Source organism: Lacticaseibacillus sp. 22 (genome assembly GCF_055413445.1).
This window is the reverse complement of sequence record NZ_JBVAYD010000004.1, coordinates 102,711-118,746: the sequence shown is the minus strand read 5'-3', so window position 1 is coordinate 118,746 and position 16,036 is coordinate 102,711. Positions and strand designations below refer to the sequence as shown.

Annotated in this window: 18 protein-coding genes; 6 read left to right on the top strand and 12 right to left on the bottom strand. The window is 47.8% G+C overall.

What is annotated here, in order from left to right; all coding sequences use genetic code 11:
• Nucleotides 1-29: 29 nt before the first annotated feature.
• Both rpoE and ACWP87_RS03640 read right to left on the bottom strand, forming a co-directional pair.
• Nucleotides 30-701: a DNA-directed RNA polymerase subunit delta gene (gene rpoE, locus ACWP87_RS03645; protein WP_005685262.1), complete on the bottom strand. Its 672-nt coding sequence runs from the start codon at nucleotides 699-701 to the stop codon at nucleotides 30-32.
• Between the two features lie 52 nt (nucleotides 702-753).
• The gene (locus ACWP87_RS03640) at nucleotides 754-1,200 is read right to left on the bottom strand and encodes a YwiB family protein (RefSeq protein ID WP_005685261.1); all 447 of its coding nucleotides are present in this window, start codon (nucleotides 1,198-1,200) and stop codon (nucleotides 754-756) included.
• A gap of 338 nt (nucleotides 1,201-1,538) precedes the next feature.
• Here ACWP87_RS03640 and ACWP87_RS03635 point away from each other — a divergent pair, with 338 nt between their 5' ends.
• Together ACWP87_RS03635 and ACWP87_RS03630 are read left to right on the top strand one after the other, a co-directional pair.
• The gene (locus ACWP87_RS03635; RefSeq protein WP_005685259.1) at nucleotides 1,539-2,387 is read left to right on the top strand and encodes a lipoate--protein ligase family protein; all 849 of its coding nucleotides are present in this window, start codon (nucleotides 1,539-1,541) and stop codon (nucleotides 2,385-2,387) included.
• The gene (locus tag ACWP87_RS03630) at nucleotides 2,377-3,729 is read left to right on the top strand and encodes an HD domain-containing protein (RefSeq protein WP_005685257.1); all 1,353 of its coding nucleotides are present in this window, start codon (nucleotides 2,377-2,379) and stop codon (nucleotides 3,727-3,729) included. The genes ACWP87_RS03635 and ACWP87_RS03630 overlap by 11 nt, the downstream gene beginning before the upstream one ends.
• Before the next feature lie 11 nt (nucleotides 3,730-3,740).
• Here the strand turns inward: ACWP87_RS03630 and ACWP87_RS03625 are convergent, their stop codons facing one another.
• The gene (locus ACWP87_RS03625; protein ID WP_005685256.1) at nucleotides 3,741-4,193 is read right to left on the bottom strand and encodes an NUDIX hydrolase; all 453 of its coding nucleotides are present in this window, start codon (nucleotides 4,191-4,193) and stop codon (nucleotides 3,741-3,743) included.
• Nucleotides 4,194-4,264: 71 nt separating this feature from the next.
• Here ACWP87_RS03625 and ACWP87_RS03620 point away from each other — a divergent pair, with 71 nt between their 5' ends.
• On the top strand, nucleotides 4,265-5,323 hold the full coding sequence (locus ACWP87_RS03620; RefSeq protein ID WP_005685254.1) for a YdcF family protein: 1,059 nt from the start codon (nucleotides 4,265-4,267) through the stop codon (nucleotides 5,321-5,323).
• Between the two features lie 62 nt (nucleotides 5,324-5,385).
• Nucleotides 5,386-5,766 (top strand): large-conductance mechanosensitive channel protein MscL, encoded by a 381-nt coding sequence (gene mscL / locus ACWP87_RS03615; protein ID WP_005685253.1) that lies wholly within the window; start codon nucleotides 5,386-5,388, stop codon nucleotides 5,764-5,766.
• A 145-nt stretch (nucleotides 5,767-5,911) separates the two neighbouring features.
• Here mscL and ACWP87_RS03610 read toward each other — a convergent pair whose 3' ends face one another.
• The 6 genes from ACWP87_RS03610 to purR all read right to left on the bottom strand — a co-directional run bounded on the left by ACWP87_RS03610 (nucleotide 5,912) and on the right by purR (nucleotide 11,901).
• On the bottom strand, nucleotides 5,912-6,352 hold the full coding sequence (locus ACWP87_RS03610) for a hypothetical protein (protein ID WP_014570138.1): 441 nt from the start codon (nucleotides 6,350-6,352) through the stop codon (nucleotides 5,912-5,914).
• A gap of 88 nt (nucleotides 6,353-6,440) precedes the next feature.
• The gene (locus ACWP87_RS03605) at nucleotides 6,441-6,770 is read right to left on the bottom strand and encodes an ASCH domain-containing protein (RefSeq protein ID WP_005685250.1); all 330 of its coding nucleotides are present in this window, start codon (nucleotides 6,768-6,770) and stop codon (nucleotides 6,441-6,443) included.
• A 96-nt stretch (nucleotides 6,771-6,866) separates the two neighbouring features.
• A complete protein-coding gene (locus tag ACWP87_RS03600; protein ID WP_005691037.1) occupies nucleotides 6,867-7,841 on the bottom strand; it encodes a ribose-phosphate diphosphokinase in 975 nt (324 codons plus the stop codon).
• 97 nt (nucleotides 7,842-7,938) lie between these two features.
• A complete protein-coding gene (gene glmU, locus ACWP87_RS03595; protein WP_005685248.1) occupies nucleotides 7,939-9,327 on the bottom strand; it encodes a bifunctional UDP-N-acetylglucosamine diphosphorylase/glucosamine-1-phosphate N-acetyltransferase GlmU in 1,389 nt (462 codons plus the stop codon).
• 523 nt (nucleotides 9,328-9,850) lie between these two features.
• Nucleotides 9,851-11,056 (bottom strand): VanZ family protein, encoded by a 1,206-nt coding sequence (locus tag ACWP87_RS03590; RefSeq protein WP_005685247.1) that lies wholly within the window; start codon nucleotides 11,054-11,056, stop codon nucleotides 9,851-9,853.
• Nucleotides 11,053-11,901 (bottom strand): pur operon repressor, encoded by an 849-nt coding sequence (gene purR / locus ACWP87_RS03585; RefSeq protein WP_005685246.1) that lies wholly within the window; start codon nucleotides 11,899-11,901, stop codon nucleotides 11,053-11,055. The genes ACWP87_RS03590 and purR overlap by 4 nt, the downstream gene beginning before the upstream one ends.
• A 221-nt stretch (nucleotides 11,902-12,122) precedes the next feature.
• Between purR and ACWP87_RS03580 the strand changes: the two genes are divergently transcribed.
• Both ACWP87_RS03580 and ACWP87_RS03575 read left to right on the top strand, forming a co-directional pair.
• The gene (locus ACWP87_RS03580) at nucleotides 12,123-12,773 is read left to right on the top strand and encodes an ABC transporter ATP-binding protein (RefSeq protein ID WP_005685245.1); all 651 of its coding nucleotides are present in this window, start codon (nucleotides 12,123-12,125) and stop codon (nucleotides 12,771-12,773) included.
• Nucleotides 12,770-13,531, top strand: a complete 762-nt coding sequence (locus tag ACWP87_RS03575; RefSeq protein ID WP_005685244.1) for an ABC transporter permease — start codon at nucleotides 12,770-12,772, stop codon at nucleotides 13,529-13,531. Before ACWP87_RS03580 ends, ACWP87_RS03575 begins: the two co-directional genes overlap by 4 nt.
• 95 nt (nucleotides 13,532-13,626) lie before the next feature.
• On the opposite strand, the gene ACWP87_RS03570 is transcribed toward ACWP87_RS03575, so the two are convergent.
• From ACWP87_RS03570 to ACWP87_RS03560, 3 genes are all read right to left on the bottom strand, one after another.
• Nucleotides 13,627-14,505, bottom strand: a complete 879-nt coding sequence (locus ACWP87_RS03570) for a cation diffusion facilitator family transporter (protein WP_005685242.1) — start codon at nucleotides 14,503-14,505, stop codon at nucleotides 13,627-13,629.
• Nucleotides 14,506-14,560: 55 nt separating this feature from the next.
• The gene (ispE, locus tag ACWP87_RS03565) at nucleotides 14,561-15,439 is read right to left on the bottom strand and encodes a 4-(cytidine 5'-diphospho)-2-C-methyl-D-erythritol kinase (protein WP_005685241.1); all 879 of its coding nucleotides are present in this window, start codon (nucleotides 15,437-15,439) and stop codon (nucleotides 14,561-14,563) included.
• A gap of 245 nt (nucleotides 15,440-15,684) precedes the next feature.
• Complete coding sequence (locus tag ACWP87_RS03560) at nucleotides 15,685-15,936, bottom strand: Veg family protein (protein ID WP_005685240.1); 252 nt, start codon at nucleotides 15,934-15,936, stop codon at nucleotides 15,685-15,687.
• Nucleotides 15,937-16,036 lie beyond the last annotated feature (100 nt).

The window sequence follows — 16,036 nt, the reverse complement described above, 5'->3', positions numbered from 1 at the left end:
ACACCTTAAAAAGTGTGACCGTTAAACCATTAATGTTTATCGTTGTCGTCTTCATCGTCAGCATCATCGCTGTCATCATCGTCATCGCCGGAGAAGTCAGCTGTGATGTCATCGGTGTCGTCATCTTCGTCGCTGTCATTGTCGCCAAATTCAGCTAGCTGACCTTCAATGCCATCGGGAAGTCCATCATCAGGATCATCATCGCTGTCATCGTCACTATCGCCGGCCTTGCCGATCTTGTCATGAAAGCCAGTGCTGTCATCATCATCGAAATCATCGTCATCGCTATCAGCGTCGAGATCTTCATCTTCAGGATCATCGTCGTTGTAATCGATCACGTCATCGTCATCGGCAACATCCGCCAAGAACGCATTAACTTTCTTACGTTTCTTGCGACGTGGCACTTCTTCTTCGTCTTCCGGATGGTTAACTTCTTCATCAACGGAATCGTATGGATACCAAGCGCGCAGGCCCCAAACGTTATCGCCTAAAGAAATGAAGCTGCCATCCACATTGAGATCCGTATAGAATTGCGGCAAACGTTCACGAATCTCTTCGTCACTCTTACCGAGATAATTCTGGATCTCATTGGCCAGATCAACGAACGCCATGGTATCCCCTTTTTCTTCGAGGATCTCATGGGCTACTTCGATCATTGATAATTCTGATTTATCGGCATTGGCAAATGCTTTGAGTTTCAACCGATACACGCCCTTTCCACAGTCTTTACAGTCTGTTTTCTATCATACCCGCTCAGGCCTTAAATTGCAATCGCAACCGATAATTTCCTAAATGTTGGCGATTGGCAAAAAGCTCATACTCAACATAAATTTCACCCGCAACCGGTTCCGTGGTCATTCGCACATCGATCCGAGGTGTCACCGTTTCAACCGGAATAATACCGTATGGCGTCCGATAGCGGGTCAAAACCCGTTTTTCATCCGCAAAAAACAGTTTCAACTGAGTATCGCCATTACTACTGCCACGCGAAAGTTGAATATCACCGTCTTCGCGCAGTTTCATCGTGACCGGCATGCTCGTTCCTGCATCCTCGTCCACTTCCTGATAGCGAATATAAAGTGCGTTCCCCATCTGTACCAACGTTCCGGGTTCATCAAAAACATGTGTCTCCTGATCATCACCTTGCGTCACAAACGTTTCAAGGTGAATCTGAATCGGCACTCCTTGTGAAAGATCCATAATGTCAATCCTTTCTATAGAGTATTGTACGCTCACAGGTCAAGAGGGTCGAGTACAGAGCGTGAGTGAGCGCGAGCCGGCGCGGTTAGGGATCGGAGTGTAAGTGGCCTCAGGTGCGATGGCCCGCTCTTGGCCATTGCGCCTGAGGTCCTTACACGCAGATCCCTGCGCCGGGGAGCGCGTTATGGGCATAAAAGAGAACTCGCGCCCAAAACCTTACACGCCAGACTCCCGCACCCCCAAACACCTTTATCCCAATGAAAATGGCTTTGTGCCTGACGTGTTCGGTTACCTTCGCTATAATATAGGTAATCTATTATTATGAAAGAAGGCGCACAATGGACTTAACGTCACTGGCTGGTCAGCAAGCAGCCATCTTCCAGCAAGACTTCACCAAAGATGAGGCGCCGCTCAGCTTTGCCCACACCAATGCGTTATTAGCCCATCCCGAGCTCCATCCACCGCTGATGCTGCATTTCTGGACGGCTGAACAAACCGTCATTCTTGGTATGCAAGATTTAAAGTTACCACAATTGGGGCATGGGCTGCCAGTCCTGAGCAGCGAACAATATGGCGTCTTTGTCCGCAATTCCGGTGGGCTAGCGGTGATTGCCGACAGCGGCGTTTTGAATGTCTCGCTTTTTTTACCCAATGAAACGCGCCTGACCATCGATACTGCTTATGAGCTTATGACGTCACTATTTCGGACCGCATTTCCAGCGCTGAAAATTGCCACCAGTGAAATCACGCATTCCTATTGTCCCGGCAAATACGATTTGAGTGTCGGCGGCCAAAAATTCGCCGGCATGGCCCAGCGCCGGAATCAGGCCGGGGTGGTCGTGATGCTTTATTGCAGCATTTTCGGTGATCAAAATGCCCGCTGCGATTTACTACGTCGATTTTATCGGGCTGGGCATGCCAGCGCCAGTCCCCATTTTACTTTTCCGCTTATCCGTTCAGAAACGATGACCACCCTTAGCGATTTACTTGATCGGCCACTGACGCGTAATGAGGCGATTCTTGCCATATTGAATGCCTTAGCAACTTACGGCATCGCAGCCGACATGAACTCGATGCCGGCAATATTGCGCGATCCTGCTTACCATCAAGCGCTCGCTGCAGCCACCGCCGATTTACGTACACGCAATCGCAACTTAAAAAAGATGGGAGAACATCATGCAATTTGAAAAATTACCACGGGAAAAAGTTTTTCGCGATCCGGTTCATAATTATGTTCACGTCCAACACCGCGTGATTCTTGATTTAATCAATACCCCGGAGTTTCAGCGGTTGCGGCGAATCAAACAACTAGGGGTCTCGGATTATGTCTTTCAAGGAGCTGAGCATACGCGCTTTGCCCACTCACTTGGGGTTTATGAAATTGCGCGGGAGATGTGCGACAATTTTGTCATTAACTATCCCAGTCAAACGCCTGGTGATGGCCTTTGGAATGACGCTGAACGTCCGGTTGTCCTGTGTGCTGCACTGTTGCATGATATTGGCCACGGCGCATACTCACATACGTTTGAGCATATTTTCGGGACAGATCATGAGGCAATTACCCGCGCTATTCTCACGGATCCGCATACCAATGTTAACCGTATCCTGCGCGGTGTGAGTGCGGAATTTCCCGAGCAGGTGGCTTCAGTGATCAACCATACTTATCCCAATCCGCAAGTCGTCCAGATGATTTCCAGTCAAATTGACGCCGACCGAATGGATTACTTGCTGCATGATGCCTACTATACCGGCACCAAATACGGGCTTTTTGATCTTTCTAGAATCTTGCGGGTGATGCGACCTTATTCTGATGGTATCGCTTATGAAGCCAACGGGATGCATGCGGTAGAAGACTATGTTGTCAGCCGCTTTCAGATGTATCAACAAGTCTATTTTCACCCCGTATCCCGCGGCATGGAGGTCATTCTCTTCCACCTACTAAAACGGGCTAAGTTTCTGTATGAGTCCGGACAGTTTGAACCCGGGTTTTCACCACGCTTACTGGTGCCCTTTTTCGAGCAATCCTTTAGCTTAAGCGACTACCTCAAGTTAGATGACGGTGTGCTCAACACCTACTTTACGTACTGGTTAGATTATCCCGACAGTATCTTAAGCGACTTTGCGGATCGCTTCTTGAATCGCCGCCCACTGAAATCAGTGACATTTACCGATCAAACGGCCGCGCTGCTTCCAAAACTACGCGCGTTGGTGGCTCAAGCCGGGTTTGATCCGCAATATTACACCGCCGAAAATGATAGTTTCGACTTGCCATATGATCAATATGATCCTGCCTCAGCGAACCCGAAAACTCAAATCGAAATCATGCAAAAAGACGGCACTTTAGAGGAACTGTCAACCTTATCACCATTGGTTGCTGCGCTGAGTGGTCGGGCAACAGGCGATAAACGGTTTTATTTTCCAAAAGAAATGCTCGCCTCTGAAGATAGCAGCCTCTTTTCACCTATCTATGAAAAGTTCCAACGTTATCTGCTCAACGGTGGTGTGATTGATCCACACTTAACGGATTAGCAAGGTGGGCTTCACTGTTTGGGTTGCTGGGCGAGCCACTTAGCCACGGCCCAGCGATGCGTCGGCCGTTTCAATTCGGCCAAGGCCAGATCGATCGGCATGAGCATCAATGTATTGAAGGTTTCAAGCGGATCCTGTACAAAAGCCAGTTCATCACAGGCAAAAAACGTCGCCGGATGGTAATAGGCGGTTTGACGATGATGGGAATAAAAATACTCAGACGATTTGCCGAGCTTTTTGGTCACATGCACGGTTGCCCCAAATTCTTCCAACAACTCCCGTGCCAGCGTTTCTTCGGGAGTTTCGCCTTTTTCAACGCCGCCTCCCGGTAAAAACAACGCATGATTCGGCGCTTGCAAAATCAGCAACCGCGCGCCGCTATGATCCGGAATGACGCCATACGCGCCAATTCGGGTGTGATAATCTAACTTTGGATCTTTTCGACCAAACACAGGATCAATCATATTGCATCCCTCCGCTTTTAATCACATTATACCCTAATCAATTTCTAACCTCTACACAAGGAGACTTTTCGATGTCAGCTCAGGAAACGTTATTTGTCTTTACCATCCCCCTTTTGCTGGGAATTATTTTTGCTATCAGCTTCACCATTGAACCGCGGCGTTTGCTTAACGGCTGGCTGTTCAACTTATTCGCCGTGGTATTTTTGATCGCTTTGGCAGCCGCGATTCTAAAATCCGGTAACCTACTACTTATTGCTGTAACCGGAACGCTTTTTGTGATTACGGTCTTAATTGTGTTCTTGCTGTTTGCCTTGCACTTATTTTGGCTGCTATGGAATGCTATCCTTGTGTGGCAGCGTGAAGGCCATTCGTTAAGTAACATGTTGACGCTTTATATTGCCATCGGACTGTTGTTGTTGGAAATTGCTGCTTCGTTTGGCCGCCGTTTTATTCCCGAACCTTTATACGTCGCCTTGGCAGTCTTCTTTGGCTTAGGTGGGTTATATGTCTTATTAACGCTTTATAACTTCTTGACCGCGTTAATCCTGTACAATCTCCGGCCACAACCGCATAATCGAACTTTTCTCATCGTGCTTGGCGCCGGACTACTGCACGGTGATCAAGTGTCACCGTTACTTGCCAGTCGCATTGATACGGCTATTAAGTTTTATCACAAGCAATTAAAAAAAGGCCGCCCCGCTCCAAAAATTATTTTTTCCGGGGGTAAAGGCGCAGATGAGGCTATTTCCGAAGCACTCGCCATGCAGCGTTACGCTTTGGGAAAAGGGATTCCCGAGGCCGATACCTTACTCGAAGATCAGTCAACTACCACCCTTGAAAATATGCGGTTTTCAAAACGGTTGATCATCCAAGAGATTGGAGAAGCTCCTTATAAAGCCAGCTTCTTTACCAACAACTATCACTTGCTTCGAGCGGGCATTTTCGCGCGGATGGCGGGTATTGCTGCTAATGGCGTCGGCGGTAATACATCCTTTTATTTTCTGCCTAATGCGGTTATTCGTGAATATCTGGCCTTGGTGGTTTTGTACAAACGCCGGCATGCCGTGGCTTTCGGTGTGATTGTTCTGATCGCGCTAGGGCAATTCATCCGGGCCTGGCAATTGGGTTGAGCGCTTAACGTGCAGAGTAGGTGGCAATTTCGGTACACTAACTATACGAGGGGGTTATGTTGATGTTAAAAGAATTCCGTCAATTCATCATGCGGGGCAACGTTTTGGACTTAGCTGTCGGGGTGATTATCGGTAGTGCCTTTACCGGTCTGGTTACCTCCTTGACTAAGAACCTGATTAACCCGATTTTATCAATCTTTGCCGGTAAAACCGATCTTAGCGGTTTATCCATTACGTTATTAGGCGCCAAATTTACATACGGCAATTTTCTTAACGATGTGATTAACTTTTTGATTATCGCCTTTGTTGTTTTCATGATTGTTCGCAGTGTCAATCGTTTCTTGCCCGCCAAGCCGACCAAAGCCGCCGGGCCCACCCAAGCAGAATTGCTCACGGAGATTCGCGATTTATTAAAGGAGAAGAACGACCATTCGCAGGTTTAATTGATTAAAAAAGTCAATAAAAATCAAATGGCTCAAGGAAGACGCAGCAGCGTTATCCTTGAGCCATTTCTGTTTATTCCCATCATTTATGAACCTTCAATAACCTGCTGCGAAAACAACTCAGAAACCGTCCGCATAGCATTTTTTACGGCCACTGTCGCAAGTGGATCCTGTGCCATGCTTGCTGAAGTTGTCTGAAGCCAAGCGCCAGAGTCCATAGTATGGGTGCCGTCAAGATTAGCAATACCTGAAACACAAATTTGACAATCACAACGCCAATAGTGTCAATGCCGCCGCTTTCTAGGATTGTTGCCATCACCGGTGTCGTCGCGTAAATAAAGTCTTGATAAAGATTCATATTCTTTTTCATGTCAGCTACATAATCTTTGATTGAACGGCCAGTAGAAGCAAATCGTTGGGCGCTGTGGTCAATTTGATCAAGGTAGCGCGGGGCCAGGACCAGCCAGCTGATCAATAAGTAACCATCACCGATTGTGGGCGTGAAATCGAACCCACTTGTTTTCTTAAGGTGAAAGAAAAGGATTAACAAGCCATACGCTGCAATGAGTCTCAGTCGTTTGTGCATACCAGCCACCCCACACATCACCTAATCAAGTTACCGGGTCCTATCTGAATGCTGATATCATAAGCCGAACAATCACTTTTGTATAGGGTTAGCCCAAATGAATTGCCAAAACGCCATATTTTTTCTCTTGTTGCGGCGTATAAATGCGATAGGTGTCAGCGACCATTTTAGCCACGGAATCGGTTGGTGCACTTCCCACGGCGGTACCCTGATATTGCTGATAAAGCTGGGAAAAGGTTCCGAACTTTTCAAGCTGAGTAACTTTCTTGGTAACTTGTTGCTGAGTGGCGAGATCCTCAAACACAATTTGATCATCAACCTTTAGCTGTTGGCGCTTTTCGTCATTGAGGCGAATCTCTATCGTCTTAGTTCCTGCTTGCACCAACAGAAACTGATCATGCGCAAGTCCCATTTCCATGCCATTTTTCTCCTTGTCATTACGTTGCTAAATCCCCAGGCCAAACCTAAACCATCAAAAAAGCACACCTTACAGTGAAGGTGCGCAAACTTGATGTTACTTGGTGAATCGATTTTCGAATAATGGAGTCACGGATCGGTTTTCCTGAATCCGCATGATTGCACGTCCCATTAATGGGCCAACAGAAACAACATCTAACTTATCCATGTGTTTATCGGCTGGCAAGTTAATGGAGTCCGTTACGACCACCTTTTCGATGGCCGAGTGGGTCAACCGTTCAACTGCCGGGCCGGAGAAGATTGCGTGGGTGGCTGCGACCAAGACTTCGGTTGCACCGGCATCTTTCAGCGCTTGGGCTGCAAGGGTGATGGTGCCCGCGGTGTCGATCATGTCGTCAATAATGATACATTGTTTACCGGTAACATTGCCGACGATGTTCATAACTTCAGCAACGTTTGGCCGTGGCCGCCGCTTGTCGATAATTGCAATCGGCGCCTTGAGAAATTCTGCTAATTTACGCGCCCGGGTTACACCACCGTGATCAGGCGAAACCACAACCGTATCAGCGCCGTCATAATGGTTGCGTAAGAAGTAGTCGGCTAACAATGGTGCACCGACAAGATGGTCAACCGGAATGTCGAAGAAGCCCTGAATCTGGGCAGCATGTAAATCAAGCGCTAAGACCCGGGTGGCACCGGCACGTTCAAGCATGTTGGCAACCAGTTTAGCAGTAATCGGTTCCCGTGACCGCGCTTTGCGATCCTGACGTGCATAGCCATAATACGGCATCACGACATTAATCGTATGTGCCGAGGCCCGCCGTAAAGCATCAATCATAATCAATAGTTCCATCAGATTGTCGTTAACCGGACTGGACGTGGACTGAATCAGATACACATCATCGCCACGAATACTTTCTTCGATGTTGATTTGAATTTCACCATCGCTAAACCGCTTCACTGACGACTTTCCTAGTTGCACACCAACCTCGGCAGCAATCTTCTCTGCCAGTGGTTTGTTCGAATTCAAGGCAAAAATCTTTAATCTCGGGTCACCGTATTGCTCAGACATATGTTCCTCCACGAAATATTATAGGCTGCGAATAATTGTTCCACAAAAATCTTAGCGGATTGACGAAAAAAAGCAAGCATATAAAACGAATTATAACCTAATTCCAATCTGGATCGTTCGCGAGCGGCAGTCGTTTCCAGTAATCTTCTTTGGTCGTTTGACGCGCACGGGCAATCGCCATTGCGTGAAACGGTACATCTTTCGTAATCGTCGAACCCGCCGCAATGAAACTATGATCCGCCACTTCAACTGGGGCCACGATGTTAGAGTTAGAACCGATAAAGGCATGGTCGCCAATCGTACTATTCCATTTTTGAACGCCATCATAGTTAACAAACACAACGCCGCAACCCACATTAATATCGCTGCCCAAGGTTGCATTACCGACATACGTCAAGTGACCGACTTTGGTGCGTGCACCGATCTTGGCTTTTTTAATCTCTACAAAGTTACCAAGATGAACGTATTCGCCAATGTCTGCGTCTGGCCGCAAATGTGAATTGGGGCCGATATCACTGTGTGCGTGCATCACCGCGTGTTCGATGGTGGAACTTGTCACGGTAACATCATCTTCCAGCGTAGCATCCACTAGTTCTGAATGGGTACCAATGTGGCAATCTTCACCAATCACGGTTTTACCTTTCAAATAGACGCCTGGTTCAATCACGGTGTCGGCACCGATTTTCACATCCGTATCAATGTAAGTCGTTGCCGGATCAATCAACGTGACGCCATTACGCATATGCTGCTCGTTGATACGCTGCTGCATGAGCCGGGTTGCTTGTGCCAATGCAACCCGATCGTTAACGCCCAGAGATTCGGTGTAATCCGGCATTTGATAAGCAGCAACCTTTTCACCGGCTGCCCGTAAAATGCCTAAGACATCTGGTAGATAATACTCGCCTTGTGCATTGTCGTTCTTAACCTGGTGCAGCGCTTTGAATAACGCCTGATTATCAAAAACATAAACCCCGGTGTTGATCTCGGAAATCAATGCTTCTTCCGGAGTAGCGTCTTTTTGTTCTACATTTTTAATGACATTACCGTCAGTATCGCGAATAATCCGACCATAGCCAGTAGGATCCGGGGCATTGGCAGTCAAAATGGTTGCCTTGGCGCCTTTAGCTTCATGATAAGCAAACAGATCATTGAGAGTCTTAGCCGTAAACAAAGGCGTATCCCCGCTCATAATCAGCGTGGAGCCTTCCTTTTGCCCCAACAATGGCTCTGCTTGTAATACCGCGTGACCGGTGCCCAACTGTTCCGCCTGCAACACGAATTCAGTCCGCTTTCCAAGTGTCTTTTCAACTTCTTCGGCACCATGGCCAACAATGGTCACGATAGCGTCAGGATGAATGGCTTCCACCTGGCTCACCACATGCTCGACCATGCTCTTACCACAGACCGGTTGCAAAACCTTATAATACTTCGATTTCATCCGCGTCCCCTTACCGGCCGCGAGAATGATGGTGAATTTCTTTGACATATGAATACTCCATTCCTAATTATCTTATTTCATAATAGCCCAGCCAGCCGATACTGACAACAACTGAGCGCGAGCCGGCGCGGTTAGAAGTCGGAGTGTAAGCGGCCTAAAACGTGATGGCCCGCTCTTGGCCATTGCGTTTTAGGTCCTTACACGCAGACTTCTGCGCCGGTGAGCGCGTTATGGGCGTAAGAGAGAATTCATGGCCTCAGGCGTGATGGTCGGACTTTGACCATTGCGCCTGAGGTCCTTACACGCAGGTTTCTGGCCCTGTGAGCGCGTTATGGGCGTAAAGGTGGATGTACGTCCGTCCTAAAACGTGATGGCCCTGGCTTTGACCATTGCGCCTAAGGTCCTTATACGCAGATTCCTGCGCCGGTGAGCGCGTTATGGGCGTAAAGGTGGATGTACCCTAAAACGTGATGCCCGCGCCAGGTCCTTCCCCACAAACTCCTACCCTCTCCCAAAACCCAACCAAAACAAAAAACAGGCCCGTCGACATCCCAAGCCTGTTTTCCAAATACTATTCATTCGACCTGTCATGCTCTTCATCCACATCCGGTTTCGCATCGTCAACCTGCTGCTTAACCTCCGCTGGCACTTCAAACGTACTAACTTGAGTCGTATCAGCCCACGCATCATAAAAGAAGCGAAAATGCCGCGAGCCCACTTCCCAAACAAAATTAATCATGAACAGAAAGACCAAAACCGCAAAGAATCCTAGCGCAGCCAAATTAATCTGAGTTCGTTGAAACTTGGCAAAATACGCAATAAAGAAATTGTTCAACCCTACCAAGCTGGAAAAGGCCAGGCCATATAACAGTCCTTCGCGCAACAAAAGCCGCCAAAATCCGACAGCTTGACCATCAGTACGCACAATTTTAATGCGCACCAATCCTTTTCCAAGTGTCTGGCCGTTGTTAAAGGCAGGCCAAATGACGAAGACAAAAAATAGCGGCAAAACTGCCTCGCTCAAAAAGTCCGGCAATTGATCCAACCCTAACAAATGAAACAGGAATTTGATCATAAGACCGACAATTTGGCTGAATAAGACAAAATCGACTAAAAAAGCGGCTAATCGTCGGGCAAAAGTCACCCGCGCACCACGAGCCTGACTTTTAGCGTCAATGGTATCGCGGGATGGCAACGCTCGCATCAGAATCGGCGCCAGCACCCCGCCAACCAATCCACCTGTCGTGTTAAGAATCAAATCATCCACATCAAAGAGTCGATAAGGCCGCGGATAAAAGCCATATAACCCGGACAGCTGTGTCAGCTCAAAGAATAAACTCAACCCAAAACTCATCACAATGATCTGCGGTACGCTGCGTTTAAAGTAGTACCGCAAATAAAAGCCAAATGGAATCGTCAAAACGATATTAAAGAAAGGTTGAATGAAACTGGACTGCTTGAGCGCGGCCAGCCAGGTGTGAGGATTGCTCGGCACAAAGACGGTCGTATGAATGAAATACCGCAGTGCCATTAGCGGCGTCAGATTATACTTCGCCCCGGTAAACTGTGCGACAGCCTCACGAGCCGGCAATGGCAAAATGATCAGAAAATAAGCCGACAGCAGATAAAATACAAACGAATAAATGACAATCGCCCGCCACCAGCTAAACGCACCGTAACGTCGATAAACAACCACAAGAAACGGTAGCGCAAGCAGCAGCGCTAAAAACGGAAATGTGATTACTGCTGTTCTAACCGGTCCAAGGTAAGCACTCATTGATGACTCACCTCAAGTAACTGCCGATTCTGGCTAAGAAAATTACCGGCTGTGGCATGCAGCGTATTTGCCTTTGTATCCACTTTATCAACGCGAATAAGCGAAGTGTAATCGTTCACCATGCGATCGCCGTCAAACTTGCCCTCAGCAAAAACCGTAATTCCGACCATTTTTGCGTTAAACTCATCAATCAACGCCTTCATGCCGTTAACGGTGCCGCCGCCTTTCATGAAGTCATCGACAATCAAGACCCGCGAATTAGCCGGCAGACTGCGCTTACTCAACTCCATTTTTTCAATCCGAGCCGAGGATCCGGAAACGTAATTAACCGAAACCGTCGAACCTTCCGTGATTTTGGAATCGCGACGCACAATAACAAACGGCACATTCAGATATTGACTGACACTTTGCGCAATCGGAATGCCTTTAGTGGCTACCGTCATGACCGCATCCACATTGGCTTCGCGATACTGGGTCGCAATCAGCCGCCCGATTTGACGTAGAACACTCGGTGTACCAAGTAAGTCCGAGAGATACACATAACCGCCTGGCAACAGTCGATCAGTCTCGGAAAGTCGCTTAGCCATGGCCGCAATGAAATTTTCCGCCTCATCTTCACCCATGATTGGGATATAACGAACCCCACCAGCGGCACCGGGCACGGTTTCAAGGATGCCGGTTTGTCGCTGGGCAAAAGTCCGGCGTACGATAGCCAAATCCTCACTAATAGATGACTTGGCACTTTCATAGCGTTTTGAGAAAAAAGTCAACGGTATCAGTGTGTGTGGCCGTTCCAACAAGTACCGTGTCATATCGATTAATCGATCGCTGCGTCTAACTTTCATTATTCCGCTCCTAACTCCGAATATTTAGCTCTGTATTAACATTGTGGGATAATCTTATCCAGTATAAATGCTTTTAACGAAAATTTCGACCCTTTTACGACAAATTCTCACCGAACGTTCGCATTTGTCCCTAGTTCACTCAGATAATTTTTAAGTCGTCTCAGTAGCCTTGTATTCATTTCTATATTAGAATGGTTACAAAGAGGGGTGGAGAAATCATCATGAACTGTTTTGAATTACATCATATGACCTTTGCACCAACGCAAACCGCTATTTTAAACGACATCAATCTGGATATTCCTTGGGGGATTGATCTGACCATTGCAGGCCATTCGGGTTCTGGTAAAAGCACCTTGTTGCGATTGTTGGCGACCTTATTGACGCCAACTAACGGAACCATTCTATACAACGGTAAAGCCCAAGCCGACTACGATCCGATTGCTTATCGGCGTGAAGTTTCTTACTGCGCCCAGCAGCCGGCATTATTTGGCGCCACGGTTGCTGACGATCTGCGGTTTCCATTTATGATTCGCAACACTGAAATGCCACGCGAACAAGCCGAAGCCGCGCTTGAAAGTGTCGATTTGGCTAAAAGTATGCTCGATGCGCCAACGCAAAACTTATCCGGTGGTGAACGCCAACGAGTCGCTTTGTTGCGGCATCTTTTCTTCCCGCCTAAAGTGCTGCTTTTAGACGAGGTCACAACCGGACTCGACCCGGATACTAAAACGATTATTCATGAACTTCTGAATCGCCAAAATGAAAAAGGCATCACGTTGATTCGTGTGACGCATGATGAAGGTGAACTGCAGACCGCCAAGAATCTCATGACGCTGGTTGCCGGTCAATTTGAGGAGGTTGCCAAGGTATGAATAGTCAGTTAATCGTTTCGCCGTTAGCACTTTTGCTAGCTTTGGCGCTAGTTGTGATTGCATTGGTCATTAACCTCAAAGAAGATCTGGGCATGACCAAGGATCTGATCGTAGGGGTTCTACGCGCGGTCATCCAGCTAACGGTTGTCGGGTTTGTTTTGACCTATATTATTAAAGCGGATGCCGTTTGGCTGACTTTAGCCATGGTAGCCATCATCATTTTCAACGCTGCCTGGAATGCCAAAAAACGTGCCGGCACCATTCCTGATGCGTTTGTCACCAGCCTGTTAGCCGTCACCACTGCAACAGGGTTAACGCTGCTCATGTTAGTGTCGGTAAAGGCCATTCGGTTTATTCCGGCACAGATTGTTCCGATCAGTGGGATGATTGCCAGCAACGTCATGGTCGCGATCGGTTTAGCCTACCGCAGCCTCAACACCGAATTTAAAGACTTGCGGCCACAAGTACTTGAACGCCTTGCATTGGGCGCCAACCTCAAACAAGCCAGTCAGACGCTCATCGTCAATGCCATCAAAACCGGGATGGCGCCAACGATTGATTCGGCTAAAACCGTTGGGCTCGTTAGTTTACCGGGAATGATGTCCGGCTTGATTTTTGCCGGTATCGATCCTACCAAAGCCATTATGTATCAGATCATGGTAACCTTCATGCTGCTAGGCGCCACCAGCCTTGGTAGTTTTATCGCGGTCTATCGCAGTTACCCCCGCTTTTATAATGATCAAAAGCAATTACGTTAGCGGCCTTGTCCTCCGAAAATAAAAAGTTTCTGCAGAAGCGAATCTTTTTGCCTCTGCAGCAACTTTTTTGGTTTTTATGCATTTTCACAGACTAGTCAGTAAGGATTTTCCATCTTGTTATCCGGTAAATACGGCCCATATTCAACTTGAATCGTGGTGTGGGCAATGTCAAAGCTTTCTCGCAACGATAAACTCAGTGCGTCCAAGAAGGCGTCATTGCCTTCAGCAGTTGTTCGCACCACATGTACCGTCAACGCGACATCAGTTGTACTCAGCGCCCAGATGTGCAGGTCATGGCAAGATGCAACGGTTGGATAGGCGTTAACCAATGTTTTAACCGCCACTGGATCGATTTCCTTAGGCACCGCGGCCATTGCTAAATTAACGGCATCCCGCAATAAATCCCAAGTCCCGATCAAAACCACAATTGCAACTAAAATGGACATGACCGGATCAAGCCATTCCCAGCCAGTCAGCAGGATCAATCCCCCGGCTAAAACAACTCCCAGCGACACGCCAGCATCGGCAGCCATGTGCATAAACGCACCACGAATGTTCAAATCATGTTGCGAGCCGCTATGAAAAAGAATTGCAGTTGCGCCATTGACCAAAATCCCGGCACCAGCGACGACCATCATCCAGCCGCCTTCAACCGGAGCATTTTGTGACAATCGGGTAATCGCCTCGACAATAATCGCACCCATCGCCACCAGTAAAAATGCCGCATTTGCTAACGCCGCTAAAATGGACGAACTCTTATACCCGTATGTACGCTGGACGGTCGGGTGCCGATTGGAAAGCCACTCCGCAAACCACGCTAAGCCCAAGCCTAGGACGTCGCTCATATTATGAATGGCATCGGCGACCAACGCGACCGAGCCAATCCCGATCCCAAAAGCAACCTCGGCAATAATGTAAATCAAATTAAGCAGAATACCCCAGAAAAAGGCCTTGTTTGGCTGAACTTGTTCCATCTTATCATCAGCTCCTCAGTTTCCTTTTCCATCATGGTTTAGTGCTACCTAAAAATCAACCCCTCAGCCGATGACTATTCGTTGACAGGCAAAATGGCCGCAACAGATAAACCTCACGACAAAATCCCTTCATACTGTTGTAAACCCGCATTGCCCGAGAATGCTTCTGACAAAGACCAAACACCGTTGGACCGCTACCTGACATTTGAGCGATTTCAGCGCCGTACTTTTTTAGCCGCTGTTTCAATGCGGTCATTTCAGGATAACGACTTGCCGTAATGGCCTCTAAACTATTCCCCATTCCGCTAATCATTTGGGCGAAATCATGGTTTTGAATCCCGGAAACGACTTCAGGTGTATTTGGGTGCAAAAGGCCGGCCTGATAGTCAATTGCATTAAGAATACTTGGCGTTGACACTGACACCCGCGGCTTAGCCAAAACAACCCAAAAGTTCGGTAAACTTCCCAATGGCGTGACCACATCGCCGCGTCCGGTAACCAAGGCCGTCTCCGAGTAAACGCAGTAAGGCACATCGCTATCAACCTGTAAGCCGATGCGAGCCAGCTGCGAGCGACTATAACCTAACTGCAATAGTGAATTTAAGCCCCGCAAAACGGCAGCTGCATCACTCGAACCACCGCCCAAACCTGCAGCGACGGGAATGTGTTTTTCAATATGAATCCGCGCACCTTGGCGGATATTGGCATGGCGTTGGAGCGCCAATGCCGCTTTATAGGCCAGATTTCGCGGATCTTCAGGTAAAAAACCGCTATCTGTGGAAACCTGAATGCTATGGCTAGGCTTAATGCTCACGTAATCAGCCAAATCAACTGATGTCATCACCATCTGCCACTCATGTTCGCCGTCAGCATGACGATACAAAGCATCCAAACTTAGATTAATCTTGGCCGGCGCTTTCTCGATCAGTTCCATCTAACCACCAGTCTCTGGCGATGCATGTATTTACAGGGAGAGCTCACACTGCAAACGACGATGCATGCATCCGCCGTATCGTTATTTTCAGTATACTGTTTTGCGTCCGGATTTTCATTGCCGCGTGTCAAAAATTCGTCACCTTGTACAGATCAGTCTTTCAAGAAGATAGCAAAAGGCCTCGATGCCAATGACATCGAGGCCTGCTCAAAATAAACGATTTAATCGTCGGTTAGTATCTGAAATTATGACGCTTTTTCTTCGCCTTCGAAGGTGATCTTGATTGACTTAGTCAGAAGATCCGCGTAACTATAAGAGACACGCTCGAACGCATTTTCATTCTGGTCGAGATCGACCACAAAAATAGCCGGATAAGTTTCCTTCAAGGTCCCCCGACGCCGAGTAACCTTCTTGCGTCCTGCTTGTGCAACGACCGTTAAATTCTCACCGATTTTCCCATCGAGCTTCCGTTTGATGCTTGCTAGTGTGATTGGCATGCACTTCACCTCTTGAAATACATCATAACACGAATGCAAGAAATTTGCAATTATACCATGTGTTTCTTATTTCGGCAAGATTTTTATAAGGAGTGAGCGC

What these genes read in the sequence shown, in the direction of transcription:
- ACWP87_RS03640 (WP_005685261.1), bottom strand. Translation starts at nt 1,200, where the DNA reads ATGGATCTTTCACAAGGAGTGCCGATTCAGATTCACCTTGAAACGTTT.
- ACWP87_RS03635 (WP_005685259.1), top strand. Translation starts at nt 1,539, where the DNA reads ATGGACTTAACGTCACTGGCTGGTCAGCAAGCAGCCATCTTCCAGCAA.
- ACWP87_RS03630 (WP_005685257.1), top strand. Translation starts at nt 2,377, where the DNA reads ATGCAATTTGAAAAATTACCACGGGAAAAAGTTTTTCGCGATCCGGTT.
- ACWP87_RS03625 (WP_005685256.1), bottom strand. Translation starts at nt 4,193, where the DNA reads ATGATTGATCCTGTGTTTGGTCGAAAAGATCCAAAGTTAGATTATCAC.
- ACWP87_RS03620 (WP_005685254.1), top strand. Translation starts at nt 4,265, where the DNA reads ATGTCAGCTCAGGAAACGTTATTTGTCTTTACCATCCCCCTTTTGCTG.
- mscL (WP_005685253.1), top strand. Translation starts at nt 5,386, where the DNA reads ATGTTAAAAGAATTCCGTCAATTCATCATGCGGGGCAACGTTTTGGAC.
- ACWP87_RS03610 (WP_014570138.1), bottom strand. Translation starts at nt 6,352, where the DNA reads ATGCACAAACGACTGAGACTCATTGCAGCGTATGGCTTGTTAATCCTT.
- ACWP87_RS03605 (WP_005685250.1), bottom strand. Translation starts at nt 6,770, where the DNA reads ATGGAAATGGGACTTGCGCATGATCAGTTTCTGTTGGTGCAAGCAGGA.
- ACWP87_RS03600 (WP_005691037.1), bottom strand. Translation starts at nt 7,841, where the DNA reads ATGTCTGAGCAATACGGTGACCCGAGATTAAAGATTTTTGCCTTGAAT.
- glmU (WP_005685248.1), bottom strand. Translation starts at nt 9,327, where the DNA reads ATGTCAAAGAAATTCACCATCATTCTCGCGGCCGGTAAGGGGACGCGG.
- ACWP87_RS03590 (WP_005685247.1), bottom strand. Translation starts at nt 11,056, where the DNA reads ATGAGTGCTTACCTTGGACCGGTTAGAACAGCAGTAATCACATTTCCG.
- purR (WP_005685246.1), bottom strand. Translation starts at nt 11,901, where the DNA reads ATGAAAGTTAGACGCAGCGATCGATTAATCGATATGACACGGTACTTG.
- ACWP87_RS03580 (WP_005685245.1), top strand. Translation starts at nt 12,123, where the DNA reads ATGAACTGTTTTGAATTACATCATATGACCTTTGCACCAACGCAAACC.
- ACWP87_RS03575 (WP_005685244.1), top strand. Translation starts at nt 12,770, where the DNA reads ATGAATAGTCAGTTAATCGTTTCGCCGTTAGCACTTTTGCTAGCTTTG.
- ACWP87_RS03570 (WP_005685242.1), bottom strand. Translation starts at nt 14,505, where the DNA reads ATGGAACAAGTTCAGCCAAACAAGGCCTTTTTCTGGGGTATTCTGCTT.
- ispE (WP_005685241.1), bottom strand. Translation starts at nt 15,439, where the DNA reads ATGGAACTGATCGAGAAAGCGCCGGCCAAGATTAATCTAAGTTTGGAT.
- ACWP87_RS03560 (WP_005685240.1), bottom strand. Translation starts at nt 15,936, where the DNA reads ATGCCAATCACACTAGCAAGCATCAAACGGAAGCTCGATGGGAAAATC.